The following is a 25,857-nucleotide window of genomic DNA, read 5'->3' as shown; positions in this document are numbered from 1 at the left end:
GTGCACCCCGATCGCCGTCCCGTCCCGCCCGCCGTCCGGTGCCGCCGTCGCGCCCCGGACGAGCGCGGACGCCGCCCGCAGCGCCGATCCCGGAACATGCCTGGCCAGCGCCCGTGTCCGGGCCTGATTGATCCCCGTTCGCGGGTGTGTCGATCAATCAACGGGGCCGGTAGCAAGAGGAACGGCGAGCCGACCGACGGAAGGAAGCACAGCATGAAGATGACGAGGACCCGGGCCGCCATCACGGGGCTGCTCGCGGCCTTCACGGTCTCCGGCGGCCTGGCGTCGGGCGCGGTGCAGGCGTCCGCCACGGTGCAGGCGTCCGCCGCGACGTCCGCCGCCGCCCTGCCGGCCGTGGACATGGAGGCCACCGTCCTGGCCGCCCAGATCGACCCGCGCCGCGCCGACGACACGCTGACCCCCGGCGCGAAGGCGTCCGTCCTGGCCGTCGAACGGGCGCTCCAGGCCCGCAACCTGTTGGACGCCCGCTGGGTCGACGGCTACTTCGGCACCGAGACCGTCTCGGCATACGCGGCCTACCAGCGCTCCCTCGGCTACACCGGGCTGGCCGCGAACGGGATGCCCGGCACGACGTCGCTGACGAAACTCGGGCAGAACCGGTTCACCGTCGCCCACAAGATCGGGCCCGGCGCGAAGGTGCAGCGCAACGGATACACCGTCGACGCCCGCACCCAGGCGATGCTCACGGAGGCCGAGCGCCTGCTCGGCTTCAAGCTCGTCCTGTCGCAGGGCTCCTACAACCCCGGCGGCGACTCGAGCTCCGCGGGCACGCACGACGGCGGCGGCGTCGTCGACATCAGCGTCACCGGGATGTCCGCCGCCACCCGCACCTCCGTCGCCCGCGCGCTGCGCCAGGTCGGCTTCGCCGCCTGGGTCCGCAACCCGAACCAGGGCGACTGGCCGTGGCACGTCCACGCCGCGGCGATCAGCGACACCGACCTGTCCACCCAGGCCCAGCACCAGACCGGCGACTACTACCTCGGCCTGAACGGCCTGGCGAACCGGGGCCCCGACGACGGCCCCCGCATCGCGATCCACACCTGGGAGGAGTACCAGCGCACGCACTGACCGGACGCCCGGACGGCGTCCACCCCCTCGATCAGTGACCCCCACTCCCCGAAAGAGGAGACCATGCAGCTACGCAGGACACTCACCCTCGCCGGCGCCGCGCTGGCCCTCACCGCCCCCTTCCTCGCCACCGGTTCGCCCGCGTCCGCGGCGGCCCGCGACGGAGCCTGCGACAGCGGTGAGTTCTGCTACTACTACAACAGCAACCAGGCCGGTTCGCTCTCCGACTTCACCGGCTCGATCGGCGACTACGGCGCCACCCAGCCGTCCTGCTACGAATTCAAGGGCGCGGGCACCGGCAAGGGCGTCTGCGTGAAGAACAACGCGGCGTCGGTGTGGAACCGCACCAAGTACACGGTGCGGGTCTACTTCAACAGCAACTACGGCGGCTCCCACCAGGACTTCGCGGCCGGGGCGAAGGGCAACCTCAACTCCACGCTGAAGAACAACAACGCCTCGCACATGATCCTCAACGGGTCGGGGCAGGCGCCGACCAACGACTACGACGGCAACGCGCGCGGCTTCGCGCAGAACAACTGCACGGCCTTCGCGGCCTGGCGGATCGCGAGCCGGCTCGGCGTCCCGAACTTCAGCAACTCCTGGAAGACGACCTGGGGCAACGCCGGGACCTGGGACGACGCCGCCCGCCGGGTCGGCGTGACGGTCAACAAGACGCCGTCCGTCGGCGCGATCGCCGTCAACGACGTCCACAAGGTCGGGCACGTCGCCTACGTCAACCGCGTCTACTCCGACGGCTCGTTCGACGTCGAGGAATACAACTGGAACAACCCGCTGCACTACGGCACCCGTTCGCACGTGCACGTGAGCAGCGCCCAGGCCGACTTCCAGTGGATGCTCCACTTCTGAAAGGCGGCCGGACATGACCATCCGCACAAGGGCGATCGGCGCTCTGGCCGCCGCCGCGACGGTGTTCGCGGGAGCGGTGGCGGTGGCGGGCCCGGCGTCCGCAGCCGGCCGTGACGGAGTCTGCGACAGCGGCGAGTTCTGTTACTACTTCAACAGCAACGAAGCCGGTTCGATCTCCGACTTCACCTCGTCCATGGACGACTACGGGACGACCCAGCCGACGTGCTACGAATTCAAGGGCGCGGGCACCGGCAAGGGCGTCTGCGTGAAGAACAACGCGGCCTCGGTGTGGAACCGCACCAAGTACACGGTGCGGGTCTACTTCAACAGCAATTACGCCGGAGCCCACCAGGACTTCGCGGCCGGGGCGAAGGGCAACCTCAACTCCACGCTGAAGAACAACAACGCCTCGCACCAGCTGCTGGTGGCGCAGCCCGGAGGCTGCAAGACCGACGGCACCAACAGCAAGCTGCCGACCTCGATCCTGGTGTACCGGGTCGGCCTCGGACGGGTCGACCGGGTCGATTTCAAGACCTACGTCAAGAACGTCCTGCCCAACGAGTGGGTCTCCAGCTGGCCGAGCGCCTCGCTGGACGCCGGCGCGATGGCCGTCAAGAGCTACGGCTGGTACTGGGCGCTGCACTCGACCCGCAAGACCTCGGGCGGGGCGTGCTACGACGTCCGGGACGACACGGGCGACCAGGTGTACCGCCCGTCGTCGGCCACGTCGTCGACGTCCGCCGCGGTCGACCGCACCTGGTCGACCCGGATGACGCGCAGCGGCAACATCCTGCTGGCGCACTACTGCTCGACCACCACCGCCTGCGGCGCGTGGGTGGACGGGAACTGGATGTCGCAGTACGGCTCGCGTGACCTCGCGAACGCCGGCCAGGACTTCCGGACGATCCTGCGCCACTACTACCGGGACATCGCCCTGTCCTGATCATCGCCCGTCCCGACAGGGGTGCCGGTACGACCTACCGGCACCCCTCCGGCGTCTCCTCGGCCTCCGCCGCGGCCGCGTTGGCGCGGTCGACCTCGGCCATGTGCTCCTCGGCCCAGGCGCGCACGACGGCGAGCGCGCCTTCGAGGGACAGGCCGAGGCCGGTGAGGCGGTAGTGGACGCGCGGCGGCACGGTCGCCTCCACCCGCCGGGCGACCAGGCCGTCGCGCGCCAGGCCCTGCAGGGTCGCCGACAGCATCTTCTGCGAGACGCCCGGCATCCGCCGCCGCAGCTCGGCGAAGCGCACCTCGTCCGGCGCGGCTTCGGCGAGGACCTTGACCGCCATGGACGTCCACTTCGTGCCGATCCGGTCGAGCAGCCGCCGGGTGGGGCAGCCGGGGTCGAACAGGTCGCCGCGCGCCCCTTTCCCGGTTCCGGCCGGTGCCGTGGTCACCTGCGGCTCACCACCTGTCGTCGAAGTGCCGTCTTCCGGCGCGAATCGGAGTCACTTACGCTCCCCAGGTAACCAATGGTAACCATCTTCGGGGGAGACGTCATGTCGCCTGTGTCCGCCCTCTCGCCGCGGCGGGTCGCCGCCAACGGCATCGAGATCAACGTGGCCGTCGGCGGGAGCGGGCCCGCCGTCCTGCTGCTCCACGGTTTCCCGCACACCTGGCGGGTGTGGTCGCGTGTCGTCCCGGACCTCCTGCGGGACCACCGGGTCATCGCCCCCGACCTGCGAGGGCTCGGCGACAGCGACCGGGCGCCCGGCGGGTACGACGCCGCGAACCTCGCCGCCGACGCCGAACGGATCCTGGACGCCCTCGGAGAGGCGTCCGCGGCGGTGGTCGCCATCGACGCCGGCGTCCCGCCCGCCTTCCTGCTGGCGCTGCGGCGGCCCGACCGCGTCCGGCGGCTCGTGCTCATGGAGGCGACGCTCGGGCCGCTGCCCGGCGCCGAGGACTTCTTCGCGGACGGCCCGCCGTGGTGGTTCGGGTTCCACCGTGTCCCCGACCTCGCCGAGACCGTCCTGGCCGGAAATGAGGCCGATTACATCGGCTGGTTCCTCCAGACCGGCACGCGCGGCCGCGGAGTCCCGCGCGATGTCCACGACGACTTCGTCCGCGCCTACACCGGGCGCGACTCGCTGCGCTGCGCGTTCTCCCACTACCGCGCCGCGCCCGACAGCGCGCGGCAGCTCCGGGAGGCCGCCGCCGCGAGCCGGCTCGCGATGCCGGTGATGGCGATCGGCGCGCATCCCGTCGGGGACGCCCTGGAACGGCAACTGCGCCCCGTCGCCGACGACCTGACCGGCCACCTCATCGAGGACTGCGGCCACATCATCCCGCTCGACCGCCCCGAGGAACTGCTCGCCCTCCTGACGCCCTTCCTGGGTGCGCCGCACCCAGTCGGAACGCACCCTGCTCCATGCCCGCCGACCCCCTACACTTCCGTGGGTGGCCGGCTATGACGATCATGACGTGTTCGAGGGCCTGGACGCCTCGGCCCTGCCCGAGCGCCAGCAGCGGATCCTGGCCGCGATCCGGGACTGGGTCGTCCGGCACGGGTACCCGCCGAGCACCCGGCAGCTCGGCGACGCCGTCGGCCTGAGGTCGGCGTCGTCGGTGTCGCGGCACCTGGCGAGCCTGGAGGAGAAGGGCTTCCTGCGCCGGGGCGCCGCCGTGGCCCGCCCGATCGACGTGCGGTCCTTCCTGCGGGACGGCGCGCCGCAGGAGCCCGCCGCCGGCTCGGTGACCGTGCCCGTGGTCGGCGACATCGCCGCCGGCACCCCCATCACGGCCGAGCAGCACGCCGACGACACCCTCGCGCTGCCGCGCGAACTCGTCGGGCGCGGCACCGTCTTCGCGCTGCGGGTCCGCGGCGACTCGATGATCGAGGCCGCGATCTGCGACGGCGACACCGTCGTCGTCCGGCAGCAGCCCGAGGCGCACTCGGGGCAGATCGTCGCCGCGATGATCGACGGAGAGGCCACCGTCAAGGTGTACCGGCGCCGCGGCGGCCACGTCCTCCTCGAGCCCCGCAACCCCGCCTACGAGGTCATCGACGGGGACGACGCCACCGTGCTCGGCATCGTCGTCTCGGTCCTGCGCAGCGTCTGACCCCGCGCGGCCGATCCGCCGCCGCCCGACCGGTTCCTTCCGCCGTGCCGCCGGGTCGGTAGGAGTGACGGAACTCCGACGACCGAAAGCGGGCGATCATGGCGGACACGATGAACGCGACGGACATCCGGCTCGGCGGCCTGGTGCTGGGCAGCGACGACCCGGAACGGCTCAGCGCCTGGTACCGCGAGGCGTTCGCGCCGGACGCCGAGCCGGGCATCGTCCTGATGGTGGGTGGCGGGCGGCTGGTCTTCGACCGCCGCGACGACCTCGAGCCGGCCACGCGGGAGCCCGGCCGGATCCTGATCAACTTCTACGTCGAGGACATCGAGGCGGTCGCGTCCCACCTGAAGTCCATCGGCGTCGAGCGGTGGATCCGGCCGGTCGAGGACTTCGGCCCCGGCCGCGTCGCGACGGTGGAGGACCCGGTCGGCAACTACGTGCAGATCGTCCAGCTCGCCGCCGGGCACTGACGGGCCGGGGAAGAAAGGAAGTCGCCACCATGGCGAGAATCGAGGACAGCTCCCTTCTGATCACCGGGGCCAATCGCGGCATCGGCCGGGCACTGGTCAAGGAGGCCCTGAGAAGGGGCGCTCGGCGGGTCTATGCCGGGACGCGCGTGCCCCTTTCCCATTCCGACGGGCGCGTCATACCCCTGACCCTTGACGTGACCGATGCCGCGCAGATCCAGAAGGCCGCCGAGGAGGTCGAGTCGCTCGACGTCCTCGTCAACAACGCCGGCCTGGCGCTCTACGACGACCTCAGCGACCGCACCGCGCTCGAACGCAGCCTCGCCGTCAACCTCTTCGGCACCCACGGCGTGACGCAGGCGTTCCTGCCGCTGCTGGCCCGCTCCGGCGGAGCCGTCGTCAACAACCTGTCGGTGAACGCGTTCGCGCCTTTGCCGCTCATCCCGGCCTACTCGATCTCGAAGGCGGCCGCGTTCTCCATGACGCAGTCGCTGCGCACCCTCCTGGCCGGACGGGGCGTGAGCGTCCACGCCGTTCTGACCGGGATCGTGGACACCGACATGAGCCGGGGCGTCGAGATCCCGAAGGCGTCCGCGGAATCGGTCGCGGAGGCCATCTTCGACGGACTGGAAAAGGAAGAGGAGGACATCTTCCCCGACCCGATGGCGCAGGCGATGGCCGACAGCTGGCGCAACGGCGCGGCCAAGGCCCTCGAACGCCAGTACGCCGACCTGGCGAAAGCGGAACTCGCCAAGCAATAGGAAGGCGATCGCGTCTCCACGCGCCGATCCTCTGAAGAAAAGCGGGTGACCGCTGTCAGGGGGTCGGCGTGGCCAGGTAGTCGCCGTGCTCCACGTCGTCGAGCAGCGTCGGGTGCGTGGGGGACCAGCCGAGCAGCGCTCGGGTGCGGGCGCTGGAGACGGGGGCGTCGAACCCGTAGACGACGGCCATGAACGGGCTCGGGAAGTGCGCGGCGGCCTCCTCGGGGGTCAGCGAGACCGCGGGCAGGCCGAGCCCGCGGGCGATCGTCTCCGCGATGCTCTTCATCGTGACGCCGCTCTCGGCCGCTCCGTGCAGCACGCTGCCCGCCGGAGCCTTCTCCAGCGCCAGGCGGAACAGGACCGCCGCGTCGCGCCGGTGCACCGCGGGCCACCGGTTGGCGCCGTCGCCGACGTAGGCCGACACGCCGGTCTTGCGGGCGGTGGCGACGAGCATGCCGATGAAGCCGTAGTCGCCGGGGCCGTGGACGGTGGGGGCGAGCCGGACCACGCTCGCGCGCACTCCCCGGCCGGCGAAGTCCAGGCAGGCCCGCTCGCCCGGGATCCGGAAGCCGGCGATCCCGGCCGGGTCGGGCTCGTCGGTCTCGCTGGTCTCCCGGCCGGCCGGCATGACCAGCGTCCCCGAGGTGCTGACGAACGGCCCGCCCGAGCCCGCCAACGCCGCGCCGAGCGTCCCGATCGCGGACGTATCGCGCCTCATCATGTCGTCGGGGTCGGAGAAGTCGCCGCCGAAGGCCATGTGCAGGACGCCGTCGGCGGCCTCGGCGCCGCGGCGCAGGCTGTCGAGGTCGTCCAGGGAACCGCGGTGCGGTGCGGCGCCCAGCGACTCCAGCCGGGCTGCGGCGGCGTCCGAGCGCGCCAGGCCGGTGACGGTGTGGCCGGCCGCGACGAGCTCGGCGACGACGGCGGGGCCGGTTAGGCCGGAACCGCCGGTGACGAAGACGTGCATGGAACTCTCCCGACGTAAGGTCAGTGACTGGCACTACTTAGCGCCAGTCACTGACCTTACACGTAGTGCCAGTCACTGGCGCAACATAACGCCAGTGACTGGCGCGTGCGGTAGCCTCGGGGCGTGCCACGGAGCGGAGCGGAAGCGCGGCGCCGCCTTCAGCAGGCGGCCCTGGAGCTGTACCGGGAACGCGGATTCGACCGGACCACCACGGCCGAGATCGCCGCCAGGGCCGGCGTCAACGAGCGCACGTTCTTCCGTCACTTCCCGGACAAGCGCGAGGTGCTGTTCCACGGCGAAGCCGACCTGCGGGCCGCGCTCATGCAGGCGGTCGCCGAGGCGCCCGACGGCCTTGAGCCACTGGAGGCACTGCTGAGCGCGTTCCAGAAGGCCGGGCGCATCCTCGAGGAGAACCGCCCGTTCTCCGAACCCCGGCTGCAGGTCATCGCCGCGACGCCGGCGCTCCGCGAACGCGAGCTGGCCAAGGCCGCGTCGATGACCGAGGCCGTCGCCGAGGCACTGCGGAAGCGCGGCGTCGCCGACCGCCTGGCCGACTTGGCCGCGCAGACCGGGTGGGCCACCTTCCACCATGGCGTCCAGGCCTGGATCGACGACCCCTCACAGGGCCTGGACGAACATCTCCGCCAAGCCTTCGACGATCTGCGCGCGCTCTCCGCGTCCGCCCCGCCGGCCCGGGAACGTCCCGAAGGCTGACGCCCCGCCCGCGGAACGGATCATGGGGCGGCGGCATGGGCGAGGTGGCCGGGGGTAGCCCCGGCGATGTGGAGTTGCTGCAGGAAGGGCCCTACCGGTTCGAGATCGAGCCGACCGGGGACATGCGCGTCCCGGGCGTGCTGTTCGCCTCGCGGGAGCTGCTGAAGACGGCCGGCAACGCGATCGACCAGGTCGCCAACGTGGCGCAGCTGCCGGGAGTGGTGGACGCCTCGTACGCCATGCCGGACATCCACTGGGGCTACGGCTTCGCCATCGGCGGCGTCGCCGCCACCGACCCGGCGCAGGGAGGGGTCGTCTCGCCCGGCGGAGTCGGGTTCGACATCTCCTGCGGCGTCCGGCTGATGGCCGCCGACCTCGACGCCGCCGACCTGGAACCCGTCCTGGAGAAGCTGATGGACGGGCTCGACCCGGTGATCCCGCGCGGCATGGGCAAGGGCGCGGTCTGGCGGCTGCCCGGACGCCGCGAGCTGGCCGGCATCCTCACCGGCGGATCGCGGTACGCCGTCGAGCAGGGCCACGGGACCGAGCGGGACCTTTTGCGCTGCGAGGACGCCGGCGCGGTCGCCGACGCCGACCCGGACCAGGTCGGCGACCGGGCGCTGGAGCGGGGCGCCGGCCAGGTGGGGAGCCTCGGGTCCGGCAACCACTTCCTGGAGGTGCAGCGGGTCGGCGAGGTCTACGACCCGGAGGCGGCCGAGGCGTTCGGGCTGCGCGCCGGGCAGGTCTGCGTCATGATCCACTGCGGTTCGCGGGGGCTGGGGCACCAGATCTGCACCGACCACGTCCGCGCGATGGAGCGGCAGATGCCGCGGCACGGGATCCGGGTGCCCGACCGGCAGCTCGCCTGCGCGCCGGTCGACTCCGCCGAAGGCCGCGCCTACCTGGGCGCGATGGCCGCGGCCGCCAACTACGGCCGCGCCAACCGGCAGCTGCTCGCCGAGGCCGCCCGCCGCGTGTTCCAGAGGGTCGCCGGCGCCCGGCTCGACCTCGTCTACGACGTCTCCCACAACCTGGCCAAGCTCGAAGAGCACGGCGTGGACGGCGAGCGGCGGACGTTGTGCGTGCACCGCAAGGGCGCCACCCGCGCGCTGCCGCCCGGGCACCCCGACCTTCCGCCCGACCTGCGCGACGCCGGGCAGCCGGTGCTGATCCCCGGCACCATGGGCACCTCGTCCTACGTCCTGGCCGGCATGCCGGGCGGGCCCGCGTTCGCCTCCACCTGCCACGGCGCCGGACGGGTGCAGAGCCGCCACCAGGCCGCCCGCGGCGTCGACGGCAGGCAGCTGCGCGCGTCGATGGAGCGGCAGGGCATCGCGGTGCGGCCGTCGTCGTGGCGCGGGCTGGCGGAGGAGGCGCCGGACGCCTACAAGGACGTGTCCGCCGTCATCGAGGCCAGCGAGGGCGCGGGACTGTGCCGCAAGGTCGCCCGGCTCCTGCCCGTGGGCGTCGTCAAGGGGTGACCCCGGGCCGGTCACACGTCGATCGTCACCGCGCAGAACCAGCCGTCCTCGCCCCGCTCGAAGCACAAATCGTGCAGCGACACCGCCTTGGGCACCGCACCCACGGCCGTCGCCTGCTCGACGTCGCCGACCGTCATTTCGGCAATGAGGCCCGCGTCCGGCGCGCGGGTGATCTCGGCGCCGAGGACGAGGTCTCCGTCCACCTCGAGCCGGTAGATCACCTCGTCCAGGACGGTCACGAGCGCGTCGCCGTCCGGTCCCGGCGGCACCGTCACCCGGACGCGGCGCGACGGCCGGACCCCGGCGGTGTCGGCGAACGACCCCACGAGCCCGGCCACGGCCTCGGCGACGCACCGCTCGCGCGTCGGAGCCCACGCCTCGATCCGCAGGTCGGCGGTGTGCGGCACACCCCGATGTCCCGCCGCGTCCGATGACTCCACCCTGCGCGCCTACCCGCCGCCCCCGGCGGCAACCGCCCGGCGCCCCTCAGCGGTGCCGCGGCATGTACATGATGACGGCCACCCCGGCCAGGCAGACCAGCGCGCCGAGGACGTCCCACCGATCCGGGCGGAACCGGTCCATGACCACGGCCCAGACCAGCGACCCGGCGACGAAGACCCCGCCGTAGGCGGCGAGGATGCGGCCGAAATGCGCGTCGGGCTGGAGCGTCGCGACGAACCCGTAGGCGCCCAGCGCGATGATCCCGGCGCCGGCCCAGCCGAGGCCGCGATGCTCCCGCACGCCCTGCCAGACCAGCCAGGCGCCGCCGATCTCCAGCAGCGCGGCCAGCACGAACAGGGCGAGGGAGCGGACGATGAGCACGGTGAGGAGATCCTTGTCGAAGTCAGGCGAACAGCACTTCGGCCGCGCGGGCGCGGGCGTCGGCGAGACGGGCGGCGAGACGCGGCCGCAGATCGGTCCTGACCTGCGCGCACGCGCCCGACTCCCACACGCCCACGTCTTCGACGGTAGACCTTGGATCCGGCTCGAAGGTCAAGGGCCGCCCGCGAGCCGTTCCGGCCGCCGGGCCTTCGCCGACCGATCTCGGAAATCGGGGATGTCCGAAACAGGGCATCCCGGCCGGGTTCCCCTGGAATTCCTATGATCGGCATGGGGGATCGCCGTGGTCGCCCCGCGACGAGGGAGATCGCCGATGAGCCATCCGCGGATCGACTTCGACCCCTTCGGCGAGCCCCGTCCGGCCGGCACCACCCACGCGATGCTGGACGAACTCCGCGAGCAGTGCCCGGCCTTCCATAGCCCGGCCGCGCACGGATTCTGGGTGCTGACCCGGTACGCCGACATCCTCGCCGCCTATCAGGACACCGCGTCCCACTCCAGCCGGGCCATCGCCGTCATCGACCAGAACCCGTCCTACCAGTGGATCCCGGTCATGCTGGATCCGCCCGAGCACACCACCTGGCGGCGGCTGCTGCGCCCGCTGTTCACCCCGGCCCGCGCCGCCGCGATGGAGGACGCCATCCGGCGGCGGTGCGTCGAACTGATCGACGCCCTGGCGGCCCGGGGCTCGTGCGACTTCGTCACCGACTTCGCCCGCCGCTACCCCACGGCCGTCTTCCTGGAGTTCATGGGGCTGCCGGTCGGCAGGCTGGAGGAGTTCCTGGAGTGGGAGTACGCGATCCTGCACGCGCGCTCGTCGGCGGGGGCCGGACGCGCCGAGGCCATGGGCAAGGTGACCGCCCTGTTCGAGGAGCTGATCGCCGAGCGGCGCCGGGACCCGAGCGACGACGTCGTCAGCGCCGCGATCGCCTTCGAGCCGGACGGCAGGCCCGTCACCGACGGCGAGCTGCTGCAACTGTGCACCCTGCTGTTCCTGGCCGGCCTCGACACCGTCGCCGCGCAGCTGTCGTACTCGTTCTGGCACCTGGCCCGCCATGACGCCGACCGGGCCCGGATCTCGGCGGATCCGGCCGTCATCCCCGACGCCGTCGAGGAACTGCTGCGCGCCTACTCGCTGGTGCTGCCCGCCCGCAAGCTCACCGCGGACGCCACGACCCACGGCTGCCCGATGCACGCGGGCGACATGGTCATGCTGCCGCTCGCGATGGCCAACCGCGATCCCCGCGTTTTCGCCGACCCCCAGACCGTCGACTTCGACCGGACGTCCAACCGGCACATCGCGTTCGGCGCCGGCCCGCACCGCTGCCTCGGCTCCCACCTGGCCCGCCTGGAACTGCGCGTCGCGCTGGAGGAGTGGCACCGCCGCGTCCCCGACTACCGGATCCCCGACGGCGCCCGTCCCACTGAGCACGCCAGCCTCGTCCTCGGCCTGGACACCCTCCCCCTCACCTGGCGGCCGCTCACGGGATGAGGAGGTCGTCCAGTTCGGCCGCGAACAGCCGGGCGGGGTCGAACCTCATCCCGGCGAAGTGGCCGGCGAGTTCCAGGGACAGGACGCCGTGGATCCGGGTCCAGAAGCTCAACGCCCGGTGCACGGCGGCGGGCGGGGCGGGGTGGTCGCCGGCCCACTCCCGGTGCTCGTCCAGGTACGTCTCGAACGGTGTGGCGCGGCCTTCCGGCTCCAGCGCCGTGCAGGCGTCGAGCAGGACCGCCATGATCTCGGACGAGATGGCGGTGGTGTCGTCAGGCGCGTGGTAGCCGGGGACGGGCGTGCCGTAGATGAGGAAGTACCGCTGAGGGTCGTCCAGCGCCCAGGCGCGGATGGCGTGCGCCAGCGCGGCCAGATCGGCGCCCGCGCCGCTGAAGACCGTCTGGAGGTTGCAGACCGACGTGGCGCGCTGGCCGTCCTGGCAGGCTCACGTCGAGACGGCGAAACGCCTCGACAACGGCGCCTTCCGCAAGGGCTCGGTGTTCCGGTGGACGACCCCGGCGCCGCCCACCCCGACCACGCCCGCCACCACCCTGGAGATCACCTCGACCGTCAACCAGCTCAAGCACGAGTCGTGCATCCGCTGGACCGGCCCCGCGATCGGTGACGGACTGCGCATCAACGGCGTGCACGTATGGAACTTCACCAAGGTGAAAGGCGGCGTTCTGGTACGCACCGAAGAGACCCACACCGGTGAACAGGTCGACGCGAACGTGCCACTCGCGACCGAAATCCTCGCCCAGGGGCTCAACACATGGCTGGATGAGTTGAAGATCACCGCGGAGGCGCGCACCTCCGACCGGCCTCGCTGACACGATGGAACGCCGACGCGTCACTCACAGGAGCCTTTTGCAATGCACAAATATGACGTCACCGTGACCACCGCCGCCTCGCCGGAAACCGTCTGGAGGCTGCTGGTCGACGCCACGACCTGGCCGCTGTGGTCCAAGGTGGACGCCCTGGACACGGCACGCTCGGTCGGCCTCGACCCGGGCGGCGACGACGGTGTCGGCGCCGTCCGCGCCTTCCGGACGGGCCGCACCGTGACCGGAGAACGGCTGACGGAAAAGGTCGAGCCACGCCTCCTGGCCTACGAAGACGCGTTCAATTCGTCAATGCGCAACTATCAAGCGCGCATCGAGCTTGAACCGGCACCCAATTCGGGCACGGTCATTCACTGGCACGGCGAGTACGAGACGAGTTGGCTGCTGCGCTGGTTCATGCCGCGCTACCTCCAGAAATTCATGCAGGGCATGGCGGAAGGCCTGGCCCGCTACGCCGAGAACCGCGAGTCGGCGTAGCGGGGGAGTTCGCCCGGCGCGGACGGCCTCGTCGAAGCGGTCGGTGAAGGCGTCGACGTTGGCGTTGCGGATGTCGCGCAGGAACGCCTCGAAGTCGGTGTCCTTGGGGGTGACGTTGGTGGCCGACCGCATGATGAGGCAGCCCGCCGGGTGGGCCGGCACGGTGACGCGGCGGCGCTGTGGGAGGCGTTCGACGAGACGCCCGCATCGACATCATCGTCAACAACGCCGGCATCGGCCGCAGCGCGGACCTGGCCGGACTCACCGAGGAAGGGCACCGGCGGTTCCGCCCTCTGACCGCCGCCCGTGCCCGCGGCCGCCCGGATTCTCGAGCCTCGGGCGCGACTCGGTCCTGGGAGCCGGTGGTCGCCGATGGTTCTGTCAGGCGCGGTCGTGGAGGGTGATCTGGTAGCCGTCGGGGTCGGCGAAGGTGAACGTCCGGCCGAAGGGGCCGTCGATCGGTGCGGAGACGATGGTGTGGCCGTCGGCGGCCAGAGCGTCGTGGATGGCCTGGACGTCGGTGGCGTGGAGCCAGATCGCGGCACCGATGCCCGGCCGGGCGGCGGATGCGAGATCGGTGCCGGGAACGATGTCGCGGAGCGCGAACGCGATCGGCTTGGTCTCGAAGACGACGGCGTGCGGCGGTCCGTTCTGCGAGCGGACGAGGCCGAGGTACCGCTCGTAGAACGCCTGCGAGGCGTCGAGGTCGCGCGCTTGGAGCGAGATGAAGTCGGGGCCGGTGACGGGCATGGCGAAGCTCCTTCGAATATGTGTCAGTTTTCTGACACAGCTCACGGTATGTCAGAATACTGACATGAGTCAAGACGGTGCCGGCGTCGACCTGCGGACGTCCCTGGGCTACCTGCTGAAAGAGGCGTCGAGCGCCCTGCGCGCGGCCATGGAGGAGGTGCTGCGGCCGCTCGGGATGAGCGTGACGCACTACGCCTGCCTCGAGCTGCTGGCCCAGCGGCCGGGCCTGTCGAACTCCGAGCTCGCGCGGGGCGCGTTCGTCACCCGGCAGACGATGAACGTGCTGCTCCAGGCCCTGGAACGGGACGGCTACGTGACCCGGCCAGCGGAGGCGCCGCGCGGGAAGGCCCTTCCCGCGCGGCTCACGCCGCGCGGACGGCGGAGCCTGGAGAAGGCGACCGCGGCGGTCCGGTCCGTCGAGGTCAGGATGCTGTCCGGCATGACCGAGGCCGAGCGGGCGGACGCGTTCCGGATCCTGCAGAGCATGATCCGTTCCCTGCGCGACGGCGACGGCGGCGCCTAGCTCGTCCCGCGGCGTCCCTCACCACGGGACGGTCTCGCCGTGGCGGTCCAGGAAGCGCAGGCTGGGCGCGCCGGCCTGCGCTTCGAGGACGTCGACGACGGCCGGGACGCTCTCCTGCGGGATCAGGGCAGGAGGGCGAGTTTGCCCGTGGTGGCTCGGGCTTCCAGTTCCGCCAGTGCTTTCGGTCCTTCGGCCAGTTCGCAGGTGGTGGGACGGCCGGGGCCGAGCACGCCGTCCGCGAGAAGGCCGGACATCTCGCCCATGACCGCGCCGAAGATCCGCGGTGCGGCCTGGGCCAGAACGCCGATGTTCAGGCCGATGAGGTGCACCTGGTGCTGGTAGACCAGATCCCAGTTGGTGATCGCGGCTTCGCCGCCGGCCAGGCCGTAGACGACCACCCGTCCGGTGACCCGCTTGGCCGCGGCCAGGCTGGCGCCGAGCGTGGCGCCACCGGCCGACTCCAGCACCAGGTCGGCGCCCGCACCGCCGGTCAGCCGCAGGACTTCGGCGGCGAGATCGGGGCTGCTGGAGTCGAGGACGTGGTCGGCGCCCAGTGCCCGGACCACCTCGTGCTTGCCCGGTGAGGCAGCGGCGATCACCGTCGCGCCGTAGTGCTTGGCCATCGTCACCGCGGCCTGCCCGGTCCCGCCGGCCGCGGCGTGGATCAGCACGGTCTGCCCGGCGGTGACACCGCCGAGCGGCTTGAGCGCCGCCAGCGCGGTCGGGCAGTTCACGACCAGGCCCAGCGCCTGCTCGTCGGCCCAGCCGGCGGGCACCGGCATCGCGGCGGCCGCCGGCAGCACCATGTACTCGGCGAACGCGCCGCCTCCGATGCCGACGCCGACGACATGGGCGCCGGGCGCCGGTGCGGTCACTCCCTCGCCGACCGCGACGACTTCACCGGCGCCCTCGATGCCGGCCGTGTACGGCGGCTGCGGGCCGCCCGCGAACGTGCCGCGGGCCTGCGAGATGTCGACGAAGTTGACGCCGGCGGCGACGACCCGGATCAGCACCTCGCCCGGTCCCGGCGCCGGGACCGGCGCGTCGGTGATCAGGCGCAGGTCCCGCGGACCGTCCAGGGACGTCTGCCGCAGGGCGCGCATGGCGGGCGGAGGGCTCATGGCGGTCGGCTCCTCTTTGTTTATCGAACGACAAACAAACCGTCCCATGGCCGTCCGACCCGGGTCAAGGTAAAGTTGATCGAACGACAAACAATTACGGAGACACACCCGGATGGCTACTCGCGGCAGGCCGCGCACCTTCGACCCGGACACCGCGCTGCGCCAGGCGCTGGACGTGTTCTGGGAGCGCGGCTACGAGGGGACCTCCCTCAGCGACCTGGCCCGCGCCATGGGCATCGCCTCGGCCAGCATCTACGCCTGCTTCGGCAGCAAGGAGGAGCTGTTCCGCAAGGTCATGGCGCTGTACGGCGCGACGTCGGGCGAGCCGCCCCGGCGCGCGCTGGGCGAGCAGCCCACCGCGCGCGCCGCGATCCACGCGATGCTGCGCGCCACCGCCGACGAGATCACCCGTTCCGACGCCCCGCACTACTGCATGCTCATCCTTGCCGCGCCGACCGGCGCCGTGGAGAACCACGAGGTCCGGGAGTTCCTGGCCGGTCTGCGGCACGACATGCTCGCCGCCATCAAGGACCGGCTCGCCCGCGGTGTCACGGACGGCGACCTCACCGCGTCCCCCGCCAACCTCGACGCCGTCGCCCGCTACTACACCACCGTGGTGCAGGGCCTCTCCATACAGGCCCGCGACGGCGCCGACCGCGCAGAGCTGGAAGCGGTCATCACCTGCGCGATGGCCGCCTGGGACGCGCTCACGTCGCCGCCGTTACTGCGAGACGTCCACTAGGACCTTGCCGACCGCGCCATTCTCCACCGCCCGGTGCGCGTCGGCGGTGCGGGCGAGCGGAAAGCGGATCAGCGGCAGGCCGTGCTCCTCGCCGACCGGCAGGGCGCCGTCGCGGACGGCGGCGGCGACGTCCTCGGCGGCCGCCGCGCGCACCTGCGGACCGGCGGTGTAAAGGACGAGGAACTGCAAGCGCGTGTTGAGGACCATGTTCTGCAGGACGTCCAGTTCGACCGGCTTGCCACCGTCGTTGGCGTAGGTCGCGATCGTGCCGCGAGTCCGCAGGACGGCCAGGTCCAGGGCCAGGTTCGCGCCGAGCGCCACTTCGGCGACGATGTCGACGCCGTCCGGCGCGATCTCGCGGATCTCGGCGGCCGGATCGCCCTCGCGGTAGTTGACGACGTGGTGGGCGCCGGCGGCGGTGGCCAGCCGGGCCTTGTCCGGGCCGCTGACCGTGCCGATCACGGTGGCGCCGGCCCACCGGGCGAGCTGGATCACCGCATGCCCGACCGCCCCGGCCCCGCCCGCGGCGAGCACCACCCGGCCGTCGAGCGCGCCGGGCCGCAGGCGGCGCGGGCCGTCCTCGGCGACGGTGAGCGCGCGGTGCGCGGTGAGCGCGGGGACGCCGAGCGAGGCGCCGACCTCGAAACCGGCCTCGTCGGGCAGCGGCACGGCCCGGTCGGCGGGCACGACGGTGAACTCGGCGGCGGTGCCGGTGGGACGTCCGGCGGCGGCCATGAACAGCCAGACCCGCTGCCCGACCCGGCTGCGGTCGACCCCCTCGCCGACGGCGTCGATCACGCCGGCGCCGTCCAGGTGCGGGGTGATCTCCGGGAACGCCAGGGGAGCGTCGGCGCGGGCCTGCCGATCGGCCGGGTTGACTCCGGACACGGCGACCCGCACCCGAACCTCGCCGGGGCCGGGTACGGGCGGGTCGCGCTCGACGAGCTGAAGAACGTCGGGGCCGCCGTTGCCGCGATAGACGATCGCTTTCATGATTCCTTCCGATCGGCAGAACAGGGCTTCGATCTCGGCTAACCGATCGGGACATCGTTCGAACGGGACTCGACCGCGTCGAGCGCGGTGCGGTCGGCGTCGCCGAACGTGATCTCGCCCGCCGCCATGTTGGCCTCCAGGTGGGCGGCGTCGGCGGTGCCGGGTATGAGCAGCACGTTCGGGGCGTGGTGCAGCAGCCAGGCGAGGCCGACCTGCGAGGGCGTGGCGCCCAGCGACTCGGCGACGGCATGGACGGTCGGCTCCTCGGTGACCTTCGGGAGCCCGGGGAAGGCCCCGCCAAGCGGGAAGAACGGCACCCAGGCGATGCCCTCGGACGCGCACAACCGCAGCATGTCCTCGTCGTCGCGGGAGACGAGGCTGTAGGCGTTCTGGACGCAGACGACGCCGGCCGGCAGGGCGCGGCGCAGGCCGTCGAGGGTGACGCTGCTCAGGCCGATCGCGCCGATCTTGCCCTCGTCGCGCAGGGCCGTCATCACCGCGAGCTGGTCGTCGAGGTCGACCACCTGGTCGCCCTCGGGACGCAGGCCGGGGCCGCTGTCCAGACGGCGGAGGTTGACGACCGCCAGCCGATCGACGCCGAGGCTGCGCAGGTTGGCCTCGACGCTGGCCCGCAGTTGCTCGGGCCGCTGCGCGATCCGCAACGGGAGGCGCCCGCCCGGATCGGGGTCGGCGCCGACCTTGGTGACGATGAGGACATCGTCTTCGGGACGCACGGCCTTGCGGATCACGGCGTTGGCGAAGCCGAAGCCGTAGAACTCGGCGGTGTCCACATGGTCCACGCCCAGTTCGATCGCGCGGCGCAGCGGCGCGACGGCCTCGTCGCGGCGGTCGTGCAGGCGGGGGAGCTGGGCGGCGCCGTAGCCGATCCGGGACACGGCGCGGCCGGCGAACGCGGCGGTTGAGGTGCTGATGGGAGGGCCTCCTCGATCGGGTGGCACGCCGTCCGTCCGGCGCGCCCGCGGCCACACCGTACAAGCAATGGATGACAGATTTCAATATTTGTCATCGCGATGGCAGCTGACGAACGTACATGGTTTGGGTTCCGTCAGCCGCTGGCGTACGTTCCTCGCTGGGAACGTCCAGCGGCCGGGCACGACGGCTGCGTGCCGCACCGAGGAGGAGGCCTGATGCGCGGGGAGCCGCTCGACGCGGAGACGATCGTGTCGGCGACCGAAGAGGTGCTGCGCCGCCACGGACCGGAGAAGACCACGGTGCTCGACGTCGCGCGGCTGCTGGGAGTGAGCCACGGGAGCGTGTACCGGCACTTCCCGTCCAAGGCCGCGTTGCGCGAGGCCGTGATCCTGTGCTGGCTCGACAGGGTGAGGGAAGAGTTCGTCACCGCGGCGCAAGATTCCGCCCTGCCTCCGCCCGACCGGCTGCGCGGCCTGCTCACCACGATGTTCGCGGTGAAATGGGCGAAGGCGAAGGAGGACCCGGAGCTGTTCGCCACCTTCCGGGTGCTGGCGGCGGAGCACAGCAGCGTGTCGTCCGCCCACGTCGAGTTCCTGCTCGCCCAGGTTCGCGCGATCGTCGCCGACGGCATCGCCGGCGGCGACTTCGAGCCCGGCGACCCGGAGGCGATCGCGCGGGCCGTCTTCAACGCGACCAACCGCTTCCACGACCCGATGCACGCGGCGGAATGGCAGTCCCCAGAGGCCGAAGCCGAGGCCGAGGGGGTCGTCTCGCTCATCCTCGACGGCATCCGGGCCCGGTAGAGACGCCGCAGGCGCGCGTCCGGGGTTCGTCGTCGACGACGAAGGCGTGCCCGGTGGGTTGTCACTCGGGTGCGCAGCCGGACAGCTCTCAAATAGATACCGTTGTTCTTATGAGGTTCCCCGGGAAGCCCGCCGCGCGCCGCCGCCTCGCGGCCGCGCTGGCGGCCTGCACCGTCATGACCGCCCCCGGGCTCGCGCCCGCCCCCGCCGCCGCCGCGCAGACCGCCTACCCGGTGGGCGACCTGGCGACCTCGATCGGCAACTTCCTCTTCAGCCCGGACGCGGCGCCCGGCGCCAACGTCTGGTCGTGCCGCCCGTCCGCCGACCACCCCTACCCGGTGGTGATCGTCCACGGCACGACGTCCAACCTCGGCTCGGCCGGCGCCATGATCGCCCCCACCCTGGCCAACGCGGGGTACTGCGTCTACGGGTTCAACTACGGCGAGACGTCCTCCAGCCTCGGCCACATCTACGGACTCGGCGAGATCGCGGAGTCGGCCCGCACGATGAGCGCGTTCGTCGACCGGGTGCTGGCCGCGACGGGCGCCGCCAAGGTCGACGTGGTCGGCGCCTCGCAGGGCGGGATGATGCCGAACTACTACATCAAGCGGCTCGGCGGCGCGGCCAGGGTGCGCACGATGATCGGCCTCGTCCCGACCAACCACGGCACGACCATGCAGGGCCTGGTCGACATCGGACGCTCATTGCACGTCCTCGGGCTGGTCAACGACGCGTACCGCTTCATCGGCGCCCCCGCCTACCCCGAGCAGGAGGACGGCTCCGACTTCCAGAAGGCGCTGTTCGCCGACGGCGACACCGTCCCCGGCGTCCGCTACCTGACGATCGCGACCTCGCACGACACCACCGTGACCCCGCTGACGAACTCGTTCCTGCACGGCGGCGACTCCACCAACATCCTGCTGCAGGACCTGTGTCCCGACGACCCCGTCAGCCACTCCGGGATCACGCTCGACGGCCCGGTCATGCAGATCATCCTCAACGCCATCGGGCCCGACGAACCGGGCTTCACGCCGACGTGCACCGGCTACGGCCCGAACATCTAGACCGCCACGCCGCGAAGCCGAGCGCGGTGCGCATCAACGGTCACGCCCGCGGTCAGGCGGCGCCGAGGTGGTACCCGGTCGCGTAGGAGCGGTCCTGATCTACGGCGCTCACGTTGTCGGCGCGCCGGCCCTCGGCCGCGTCGCGGGTGGCGAGCAGCACGGTCGTGCCGGCCGCGGAGACGCGCCGCAGCGTCGCCCAGATCCGGTGGATCGTTCCATCGTCCAGGCCGGACGTGGGCTCGTCGAGGAACAGCACGTCCGAGCGGGCCACCATCGCCAGCGACAGGTCGAGCAGCCGCCGCTCGCCGGCCGCCAGCCGCTCGAACCGCACCCCGGCGACCCTCTCCAGGCCGGTCAGCGCGAGCGCCTCGTCCACCGTCAGCGGGTCCAGCGTCCAGCGGCGCCAGCCTTCGACGATCTCGGTGACGGTGAGGCCGGGGAAGAGCCCGCCGTCCCGCCACACCGTGCCGATCCGGAGCGCGCCCCGCTCGGCATAGGGGTCGGCGCCCCGGAGCCGAACCCGTCCGCCGGAGGGTCGGCGTAGGCCGGCCAATGCCTCCAGCAGCAGCGTCTTGCCCGCTCCCTGGCGGCCGAGCAGCGCGTGAACCCCGCCTTCCGGCACCGCCAGCGAGAAGCCCCCGACCGGCCGGCCACCGCCGCTGCTGACGCGCAGGTCGCGTGCCTCGACGACGATTGTGCTCATCCTCGTTCCCCTCGCACCGTGCGGAGTCCGGCCGTCCCGGAGCGCCCGCGTGATACGAGGCTATGGAGGTGACTCGCCAGTAGCCGCCTGAGCTGGGCGGACGTTTGCATTCCGTAAGATCGTCCGGCCGTCCGCGAGCCGACCTAATTGGAAAGACTCTTGACAGTAGTGGCGCGAGCCGTGACCGTGACTAGTGCACGCATCCGCTCCTGATACGCGCGTGCCACGACAACGGCGAACCGAACCCCCCCCACCCCCCGCAGGAGGTTTCCGTTGGTCACCCGCAGATCGTTCCTCGCAGCGGCCGGAACGGCCGCGCTCGCCGTCCCGTTCGGACGCGGCCTGCTCGGCAGCCCGGCGTTGGCGGCCCCGTCGACGTGCGCGCTCACGCTGGCCAATGACGGCTCCGCTCCCGTGAAGGCCTACATCACCGGCCGTGAACAGGGCACCGACCGGCTGATGCTGCTCCGCGCCGACAGCACGCCGTACTACCCGGCATCGCCCTCGGCGCCGCAGACCCCGCTGCCCGTGGACTGCTCGATCCCGGTCGGCGCCGGCGGCGAGACGAACCTCACCCTCGGGCAGATGTACGCCGCGCGCATCTACTTCGTGAAGAACGACTCGCTCGACTTCTACGTCAACCCCGGCCCCGCGCTCGTCGAGCCGGCGTTCGCCAACCCGTCCGACTCCAACTACCTGAAGACCTGGTCGTTCTGCGAGTTCACCTTCAACGCGGCGCAGCTGTTCGCGAACATCTCCTACGTCGACCTGCTCACCGCGCTGCCGATCGGGCTGAACCTCGTCGGCGACTCCGCGCACACGGTCGCGCCTGCGCCCGCCGGCGCGGTGAACGCGGTCGCGGACGCCCTCGTCGCCCAGAGGAACGCGGACGGGCAGCCCTGGGACCAGCTCGTCATCCGCAACAACGGCAGTGTTCTGCGGACGATCGCGCCGCAGGGCTACATGGCGAACAACCCCGGCGCCTTCTCCTCGTACTGGGACGGCTACGTCAACCAGGTCTGGGGCAAGTACGCCGGAACCGACCTCAAGGTAGACATCCAGGGCGGGCGCGGCGTCTTCACCGGACGCGTCAACGGCGGGGTGCTCGCCTTCAACGACGGGAGCACGTTCGCGCGGCCCGCGTCCAAGGACGTCTTCACCTGCAACGACGGGCCGTTCGCCAACAACCCCGGTGACTCCGACATCAGGAAGGGACTGCTCGCGCGCATCGCCGCCGCGTTCAACCGCAGCACCATCCTGAGCAGCGCCGACCAGCCGAACGGCACCCGGGAGTCGGACTACTACAAGGACCCGACCACCAACCACTGGGCGCGGATCGTGCACGCCAACACCCCGATCGGGTACGCCTTCCCGTACGACGACGTCTGTCCCGACGGGCAGCCGGACGTCTCCGGCGCCGCCAGCGACGGCAACCCGCAACACCTCACAGTGACCGTCGGCTAGGACCTGCCTCGCGAGGGGCGGGGAGTGTCCAATTTTAGACAACTTCGAACTTGTGTTCGATATCTTCGTCGCGTCGCTGGGTACTTCTCCGGCAGAGAGTGCGGATCGGTAGACGCAACGCGCTTCTCCGGGCCTGCGGGGCGCGGAAGGCCGTTCCCCATGGCGAACGGTGCGCTCGCGTTGAGCGCCTGCCCGGGTCTTCCTGCCCTCCGGCAGGTTCCCCGGTGCCAGGCGAGAGAGGGAAGGTGATCCGGATGGGCAAGCCTCGGCGTGGTTGGAACTGGCGGAAGGTCGCGGCCTTCGCCGCCCTCGGGCGCTTCGCGCTGGAAGCCGCCCGCATCGCATGGGACTGGCTGAACGAAGAAGACCCCGGCCCGTACCTCTGACGGGGGCGGTCGCCGCCCTGGTCAGAGGTGGCCGGTCGCGTGGGGGCTCGGACCGGTTGCGGACGGAATAACGCTGCCGCGGCGCCCGCTGTAATCATCGACAAAGGACACGAGGGAGAGAACATGGCAACCGAGAGGGCACTGCTCGCGGGCGGCTGTTTCTGGGGGATGGAAGAGCTGTTCCGCCGCCAGCCCGGAGTGGTCTCCACGCGGGTCGGTTACAGCGGCGGTGACGTGCCGAACGCCACCTACCGCAACCACGGGTCCCACGCCGAGACCATCGAGGTCGTCTACGACCCCGACCAGACCGACTTCCGGGCGCTGCTGGAGTTCTTCTTCCAGATCCACGACCCCACGACCGTGAACCGGCAGGGCAACGACATCGGCACGAGCTACCGCTCCGCGATCTTCTACACCTCGGACGAGCAGCGGAAGGTCGCCGAGGACACCATCGCCGACGTCGACGCCTCCGGCCTGTGGCCGGGCAAGGTCGTCACCGAGGTGACCGCCGCCGGCGACTTCTGGGAAGCCGAGCCGGAGCACCAGGACTACCTGCAGAAGTACCCGAACGGGTACACCTGCCACTTCCCCCGCCCCGGCTGGAGGCTGCCCAAGCGGACCGCCGAAGCCTGACACTGCGGGACGGCGCGGGACGGCGCGGGCGTCAGCGCGCGCCGTTCCCGGCGGTGCGCCGGGCGACCTCCTTGGCTAGGAAGGATTCCAGCGGCTCGCCGACGCCGGGATTACCCGCGAGCAGCAGCGGAGTGCCGTCCGCGCCCCTGCCGAAGCAGCCGACGCGACCGGTTTCGACGCCCGTGGCCGGGTCGATGGGGAGCGGGTCGCGCAGGGGCGAGCCTCCTCCCGTCCACATCACCTCCTGGTCGGGGGCCAGTCCCGTCCGGAGCCGCGCCTTGCGGAGCTTCTTGTTGAGCGGCGGGGACTCCGACAAGGGGTACGGGGGAATCAGCGGCTCCTTGCGGCCCATCGGGTACGCGACGCCCTCGGCGTTCAAAGCGAAGGGCCCGAGCGGCCAGCGCCGGTCGATGATCGAGACGCGGCCGGCGAGGACCATCCCCCACAGTTCCAGCCGCTGGTTCACCTTGCCCATTTCCAGGACGGGAACGGACGGGACGCCGGCGTCCCGTAGGTGGCGCGCCGAGGCCGCCAGCAGTTCCCGGATGCGCGCGACGACCTGCTGCCACTCGGGCAGTTCGCCGTACCGCCGCGTGCTCTCGCTCGCTGCACGCGCCGCCGCCTGCTGGTCGAGCCGGCGGCGCTCGGCGGACACCAGATCATCGAAGTCGGACACGTCGCCGTCCTTCCACTGCGCCGGCCTGGGAGCACCGCGCGCACGGCGGCAGGCCCCTAGACGTTCGCACACGCCGTGCGCGCAGGCCAAGACCGGGCTTCCCCGGGAAATACCGGGTTGCGGGGCCGGGTAGGGCGCGGCCCTCGGTGGCCGTCCGGCCGGGAGTGCGAACGAGATCGCTTCCGCGTGCGTCGAAGCGGGTGCCGGGGCTCCCCCTCGCACGAAGGACACTGATGTCGCAGCGGAGATTGAGCCCTGCCGGCGCCCTCGTCACGATCGTGGTCTGGCTCGCCGTCGCCCTCCTCCCCCTGCTCTTCGGCCTCTCGGACGCCCGCCTGGCGTTCGGCCTCACCGGCACGCCCGGCACGGCGACGGTGGAGAGCTGCGCCGAGTACGGCTCGGGAGAGGACGCGCAGACCGAGTGCCGCGGACGCTTCGTCCCGGACGACCGCGGGACGGCCGCCCGCACCGTCGGGCTGCCACCCGAGTCGGACGAGGGCGAGACGTTCCGGGCCCGGCTCCAGCCCGATGGGGAGCGGGCGCGGCCCGCGGACCTCAAGGGCCGCCTGTCCGCGCTGATCCTGCCCGCCCTGGGGCTGCTCTTCCTGGTCCCCATGCCCCTCGGACTGGGCTACCTGCTCACCGACCGCCGGCCGGGGCGAATCCTGCGCTACCTGACGGCGGGCGCGGCGGCGGTGCTGGGCGCCGTCTGCCTCGCGGGCCTGGTCGCCTCCAACCTCTGAAGGCGACCAGGTGACCGTCCGATGGGATGACACGCCTTTTTGCCATGATCGGGCCCGCCTATCTCCATAAGTAAGGCAATATGCGGCTTCCCGGGCGAATTCGTGATCATATGGCTGTGGCGAGCGGCGGCCAGAACTCGCGCAGGGGAGTCGGCGATATGAGGAACAGGGCGCTTCGCGCCGCCGCGGCGATCGCGGTCGCCGCGGCCACAACGGCCGCCGCGTCGACCGGGCACCGCCCGGGGCAGCACCGCGAACCGGGACCGCTCCTGGTGGGCGAGCCGTTCACCGGCGCGAGCGCCGACTCGCGCTTCGTCGGGTACGGATCCGCCTGCCTGACGGGCGCGCCGCGCGGAGCGCCCCCGGCCGAGGCCACGAGCCATCCCCTGGGAGGGTGCCGCCGGGATCCGGCCGGCCCCGTGCCCCCGGGCGACGCGGCGATGCGCGGATATCTGCAGCTCACCGATGCCCACGTCGAAGAGACCGGCGCAGTGCTGTTCGACTCGCCGATCCCCGCCGGGGAAGGGCTGGAGGCCACCTTCGAGCAGTGGCAGTACGGGAACACCACGCCCGCGCCCGCGGACGGGATCTCGTTCTTCCTCACCGACGGAGCCGAACGGCTCACCACGCCGGGCGCCTTCGGCGGGAGCCTCGGCTACGCCCAGAAACTGCCGGACGGCAGCACCGACGGCCAGTTCGTCCCAGGGATCAGCGGTGGATATCTCGGCATCGGGCTCGACGTGCTGGGAGATTACTTCGGCGATGGGGAAAGGCGCGGAAACGGATGCGAACGGCGTTCTCCGGCCGGAACGGTTTTCCGGCGACCCGCTCCGGGCCCCAATGTCGTGAGCGCCCGCGGCCCTGGCAACGGAAATGACGGTTACTGCCTGCTCGCCGCCACGACCGGGAACGCGACGGCCAGAGGCCTCTGGCCGTCGACACTTCCCGGTCGGCTCCATGGCGATTTGAAGACCATGCCTTCCGGTGCGACACCCGAGCGGGCCGAAGAATTGCTGGAGCCGATGAAAAGGACCGTCCGTGTGACGGTGTCGTCCCCGCCGGAGCCGATGGCGACGGTCGGCATCGACTTCCAGGACGGGCGAGGCTTCCGGCAGGTGCTCCGATTCCACGCGCCCGAGCCGGTCCCGGACACTCTCAAGCTCGGCTTCGCCGCGTCCACGGGACCGCTCACCGACGTCCAGCTCATCCGGCACCTCACCGTCCGCGCGGGCGACAGCTGACTGCTCAGCTGACGACCGC

General features: G+C 71.8%; 32 protein-coding genes. 21 read left to right on the top strand and 11 right to left on the bottom strand.

The features are described 5' to 3' along the window. The first annotated feature begins 213 nt into the window (after positions 1-213). The 3 genes from QP089_RS12510 to QP089_RS12500 all read left to right on the top strand — a co-directional run bounded on the left by QP089_RS12510 (position 214) and on the right by QP089_RS12500 (position 2,899). The gene (locus QP089_RS12510) at positions 214-1,089 is read left to right on the top strand and encodes a peptidoglycan-binding domain-containing protein (protein WP_285911705.1); all 876 of its coding nucleotides are present in this window, start codon (positions 214-216) and stop codon (positions 1,087-1,089) included. Between the two features lie 63 nt (positions 1,090-1,152). Continuing rightward, positions 1,153-1,956, top strand: coding sequence for a CHAP domain-containing protein (locus QP089_RS12505; RefSeq protein WP_285911704.1), 804 nt, complete (start codon positions 1,153-1,155; stop codon positions 1,954-1,956). Positions 1,957-1,969: 13 nt separating this feature from the next. After that, positions 1,970-2,899 (top strand): peptidase inhibitor family I36 protein, encoded by a 930-nt coding sequence (locus QP089_RS12500; RefSeq protein ID WP_285911703.1) that lies wholly within the window; start codon positions 1,970-1,972, stop codon positions 2,897-2,899. Between the two features lie 34 nt (positions 2,900-2,933). On the opposite strand, the gene QP089_RS12495 is transcribed toward QP089_RS12500, so the two are convergent. Next, entirely contained in the window at positions 2,934-3,353 is a 420-nt protein-coding gene (locus tag QP089_RS12495; RefSeq protein ID WP_285911702.1) for a winged helix-turn-helix transcriptional regulator, read from the bottom strand. Positions 3,354-3,455: 102 nt separating this feature from the next. Here QP089_RS12495 and QP089_RS12490 point away from each other — a divergent pair, with 102 nt between their 5' ends. From QP089_RS12490 to QP089_RS12475, 4 genes are all read left to right on the top strand, one after another. Beyond that, complete coding sequence (locus QP089_RS12490) at positions 3,456-4,370, top strand: alpha/beta fold hydrolase (RefSeq protein WP_285911701.1); 915 nt, start codon at positions 3,456-3,458, stop codon at positions 4,368-4,370. Further along, positions 4,357-5,019: a transcriptional repressor LexA gene (gene lexA, locus QP089_RS12485; protein WP_285911700.1), complete on the top strand. Its 663-nt coding sequence runs from the start codon at positions 4,357-4,359 to the stop codon at positions 5,017-5,019. The genes QP089_RS12490 and lexA overlap by 14 nt, the downstream gene beginning before the upstream one ends. A gap of 110 nt (positions 5,020-5,129) precedes the next feature. Continuing rightward, complete coding sequence (locus QP089_RS12480) at positions 5,130-5,492, top strand: VOC family protein (RefSeq protein WP_285911699.1); 363 nt, start codon at positions 5,130-5,132, stop codon at positions 5,490-5,492. A 29-nt stretch (positions 5,493-5,521) separates the two neighbouring features. Then, entirely contained in the window at positions 5,522-6,250 is a 729-nt protein-coding gene (locus tag QP089_RS12475; protein WP_285911698.1) for an SDR family NAD(P)-dependent oxidoreductase, read from the top strand. A gap of 55 nt (positions 6,251-6,305) precedes the next feature. Here QP089_RS12475 and QP089_RS12470 read toward each other — a convergent pair whose 3' ends face one another. After that, a complete protein-coding gene (locus tag QP089_RS12470; RefSeq protein ID WP_285911697.1) occupies positions 6,306-7,217 on the bottom strand; it encodes an SDR family oxidoreductase in 912 nt (303 codons plus the stop codon). Positions 7,218-7,340: 123 nt separating this feature from the next. Between QP089_RS12470 and QP089_RS12465 the strand changes: the two genes are divergently transcribed. Further along, positions 7,341-7,931 carry a TetR family transcriptional regulator gene (locus tag QP089_RS12465; RefSeq protein WP_285911696.1) on the top strand — a complete coding sequence of 197 codons (591 nt, stop codon included), beginning with the start codon at positions 7,341-7,343 and terminating at the stop codon, positions 7,929-7,931. Positions 7,932-7,999: 68 nt separating this feature from the next. Next, the gene (locus QP089_RS12460) at positions 8,000-9,412 is read left to right on the top strand and encodes an RtcB family protein (protein ID WP_285911695.1); all 1,413 of its coding nucleotides are present in this window, start codon (positions 8,000-8,002) and stop codon (positions 9,410-9,412) included. 11 nt (positions 9,413-9,423) lie between these two features. On the opposite strand, the gene QP089_RS12455 is transcribed toward QP089_RS12460, so the two are convergent. Both QP089_RS12455 and QP089_RS12450 read right to left on the bottom strand, forming a co-directional pair. After that, a complete protein-coding gene (locus QP089_RS12455; RefSeq protein WP_285911694.1) occupies positions 9,424-9,852 on the bottom strand; it encodes an archease in 429 nt (142 codons plus the stop codon). Positions 9,853-9,898: 46 nt separating this feature from the next. Further along, the gene (locus QP089_RS12450; RefSeq protein WP_285911693.1) at positions 9,899-10,234 is read right to left on the bottom strand and encodes a YnfA family protein; all 336 of its coding nucleotides are present in this window, start codon (positions 10,232-10,234) and stop codon (positions 9,899-9,901) included. Positions 10,235-10,565: 331 nt separating this feature from the next. Between QP089_RS12450 and QP089_RS12445 the strand changes: the two genes are divergently transcribed. Next, complete coding sequence (locus tag QP089_RS12445) at positions 10,566-11,744, top strand: cytochrome P450 (RefSeq protein WP_285911692.1); 1,179 nt, start codon at positions 10,566-10,568, stop codon at positions 11,742-11,744. Here the strand turns inward: QP089_RS12445 and QP089_RS12440 are convergent. Beyond that, entirely contained in the window at positions 11,734-12,108 is a 375-nt protein-coding gene (locus QP089_RS12440) for a TetR-like C-terminal domain-containing protein (RefSeq protein WP_285911990.1), read from the bottom strand. The two genes, QP089_RS12445 and QP089_RS12440, sit on opposite strands and share 11 nt — an antisense overlap. On the opposite strand from QP089_RS12440, the gene QP089_RS12435 reads away from it, so the two are divergent. Both QP089_RS12435 and QP089_RS12430 read left to right on the top strand, forming a co-directional pair. Then, entirely contained in the window at positions 12,095-12,574 is a 480-nt protein-coding gene (locus QP089_RS12435) for an SRPBCC family protein (RefSeq protein WP_285911691.1), read from the top strand. The genes QP089_RS12440 and QP089_RS12435 overlap by 14 nt on opposite strands. 42 nt (positions 12,575-12,616) lie before the next feature. Then, positions 12,617-13,063 (top strand): SRPBCC family protein, encoded by a 447-nt coding sequence (locus QP089_RS12430; RefSeq protein ID WP_285911690.1) that lies wholly within the window; start codon positions 12,617-12,619, stop codon positions 13,061-13,063. Between the two features lie 381 nt (positions 13,064-13,444). Here QP089_RS12430 and QP089_RS12425 read toward each other — a convergent pair whose 3' ends face one another. Next, complete coding sequence (locus QP089_RS12425) at positions 13,445-13,813, bottom strand: VOC family protein (protein WP_285911689.1); 369 nt, start codon at positions 13,811-13,813, stop codon at positions 13,445-13,447. A 64-nt stretch (positions 13,814-13,877) separates the two neighbouring features. On the opposite strand from QP089_RS12425, the gene QP089_RS12420 reads away from it, so the two are divergent. After that, positions 13,878-14,336: a MarR family winged helix-turn-helix transcriptional regulator gene (locus QP089_RS12420; RefSeq protein WP_285911688.1), complete on the top strand. Its 459-nt coding sequence runs from the start codon at positions 13,878-13,880 to the stop codon at positions 14,334-14,336. Between the two features lie 122 nt (positions 14,337-14,458). Here the strand turns inward: QP089_RS12420 and QP089_RS12415 are convergent, their stop codons facing one another. Then, positions 14,459-15,457: a zinc-binding dehydrogenase gene (locus tag QP089_RS12415; protein WP_285911687.1), complete on the bottom strand. Its 999-nt coding sequence runs from the start codon at positions 15,455-15,457 to the stop codon at positions 14,459-14,461. 112 nt (positions 15,458-15,569) lie between these two features. Here QP089_RS12415 and QP089_RS12410 point away from each other — a divergent pair, with 112 nt between their 5' ends. Further along, positions 15,570-16,199: a TetR/AcrR family transcriptional regulator gene (locus tag QP089_RS12410; RefSeq protein WP_285911686.1), complete on the top strand. Its 630-nt coding sequence runs from the start codon at positions 15,570-15,572 to the stop codon at positions 16,197-16,199. Here the strand turns inward: QP089_RS12410 and QP089_RS12405 are convergent. Then, positions 16,179-17,192 (bottom strand): NADPH:quinone reductase, encoded by a 1,014-nt coding sequence (locus QP089_RS12405; RefSeq protein ID WP_285911685.1) that lies wholly within the window; start codon positions 17,190-17,192, stop codon positions 16,179-16,181. The two genes, QP089_RS12410 and QP089_RS12405, sit on opposite strands and share 21 nt — an antisense overlap. A 38-nt stretch (positions 17,193-17,230) precedes the next feature. After that, complete coding sequence (locus QP089_RS12400; RefSeq protein ID WP_285911684.1) at positions 17,231-18,151, bottom strand: aldo/keto reductase; 921 nt, start codon at positions 18,149-18,151, stop codon at positions 17,231-17,233. Between the two features lie 189 nt (positions 18,152-18,340). Between QP089_RS12400 and QP089_RS12395 the strand changes: the two genes are divergently transcribed. Both QP089_RS12395 and QP089_RS12390 read left to right on the top strand, forming a co-directional pair. Then, positions 18,341-18,928 (top strand): TetR/AcrR family transcriptional regulator, encoded by a 588-nt coding sequence (locus tag QP089_RS12395; protein ID WP_285911683.1) that lies wholly within the window; start codon positions 18,341-18,343, stop codon positions 18,926-18,928. 110 nt (positions 18,929-19,038) lie between these two features. Further along, on the top strand, positions 19,039-19,992 hold the full coding sequence (locus tag QP089_RS12390) for an esterase/lipase family protein (protein ID WP_285911682.1): 954 nt from the start codon (positions 19,039-19,041) through the stop codon (positions 19,990-19,992). Positions 19,993-20,044: 52 nt separating this feature from the next. Here QP089_RS12390 and QP089_RS12385 read toward each other — a convergent pair whose 3' ends face one another. Continuing rightward, positions 20,045-20,695, bottom strand: coding sequence for an ATP-binding cassette domain-containing protein (locus QP089_RS12385; RefSeq protein ID WP_285911681.1), 651 nt, complete (start codon positions 20,693-20,695; stop codon positions 20,045-20,047). A gap of 273 nt (positions 20,696-20,968) precedes the next feature. On the opposite strand from QP089_RS12385, the gene QP089_RS12380 reads away from it, so the two are divergent. From QP089_RS12380 to msrA, 3 genes are all read left to right on the top strand, one after another. Then, positions 20,969-22,159 carry a glycoside hydrolase family 64 protein gene (locus QP089_RS12380; protein ID WP_285911680.1) on the top strand — a complete coding sequence of 397 codons (1,191 nt, stop codon included), beginning with the start codon at positions 20,969-20,971 and terminating at the stop codon, positions 22,157-22,159. Between the two features lie 254 nt (positions 22,160-22,413). Then, positions 22,414-22,545: a hypothetical protein gene (locus QP089_RS12375; RefSeq protein ID WP_285911679.1), complete on the top strand. Its 132-nt coding sequence runs from the start codon at positions 22,414-22,416 to the stop codon at positions 22,543-22,545. A 123-nt stretch (positions 22,546-22,668) separates the two neighbouring features. Beyond that, positions 22,669-23,178: a peptide-methionine (S)-S-oxide reductase MsrA gene (msrA, locus tag QP089_RS12370; protein WP_285911678.1), complete on the top strand. Its 510-nt coding sequence runs from the start codon at positions 22,669-22,671 to the stop codon at positions 23,176-23,178. A 31-nt stretch (positions 23,179-23,209) separates the two neighbouring features. Here msrA and QP089_RS12365 read toward each other — a convergent pair whose 3' ends face one another. Then, positions 23,210-23,854, bottom strand: a complete 645-nt coding sequence (locus QP089_RS12365; RefSeq protein ID WP_285911677.1) for a hypothetical protein — start codon at positions 23,852-23,854, stop codon at positions 23,210-23,212. A gap of 233 nt (positions 23,855-24,087) precedes the next feature. On the opposite strand from QP089_RS12365, the gene QP089_RS12360 reads away from it, so the two are divergent. Beyond that, entirely contained in the window at positions 24,088-24,597 is a 510-nt protein-coding gene (locus QP089_RS12360) for a hypothetical protein (RefSeq protein WP_285911676.1), read from the top strand. Between the two features lie 158 nt (positions 24,598-24,755). Then, positions 24,756-25,838 (top strand): L-type lectin family protein, encoded by a 1,083-nt coding sequence (locus QP089_RS12355; protein WP_285911675.1) that lies wholly within the window; start codon positions 24,756-24,758, stop codon positions 25,836-25,838. Positions 25,839-25,857: the final 19 nt, after the last annotated feature.

This window comes from Actinomadura opuntiae (genome assembly GCF_030283205.1).
GTDB lineage: Bacteria > Actinomycetota > Actinomycetes > Streptosporangiales > Streptosporangiaceae > Spirillospora.
This window is presented reverse-complemented; position numbering and strand designations above follow the sequence as displayed.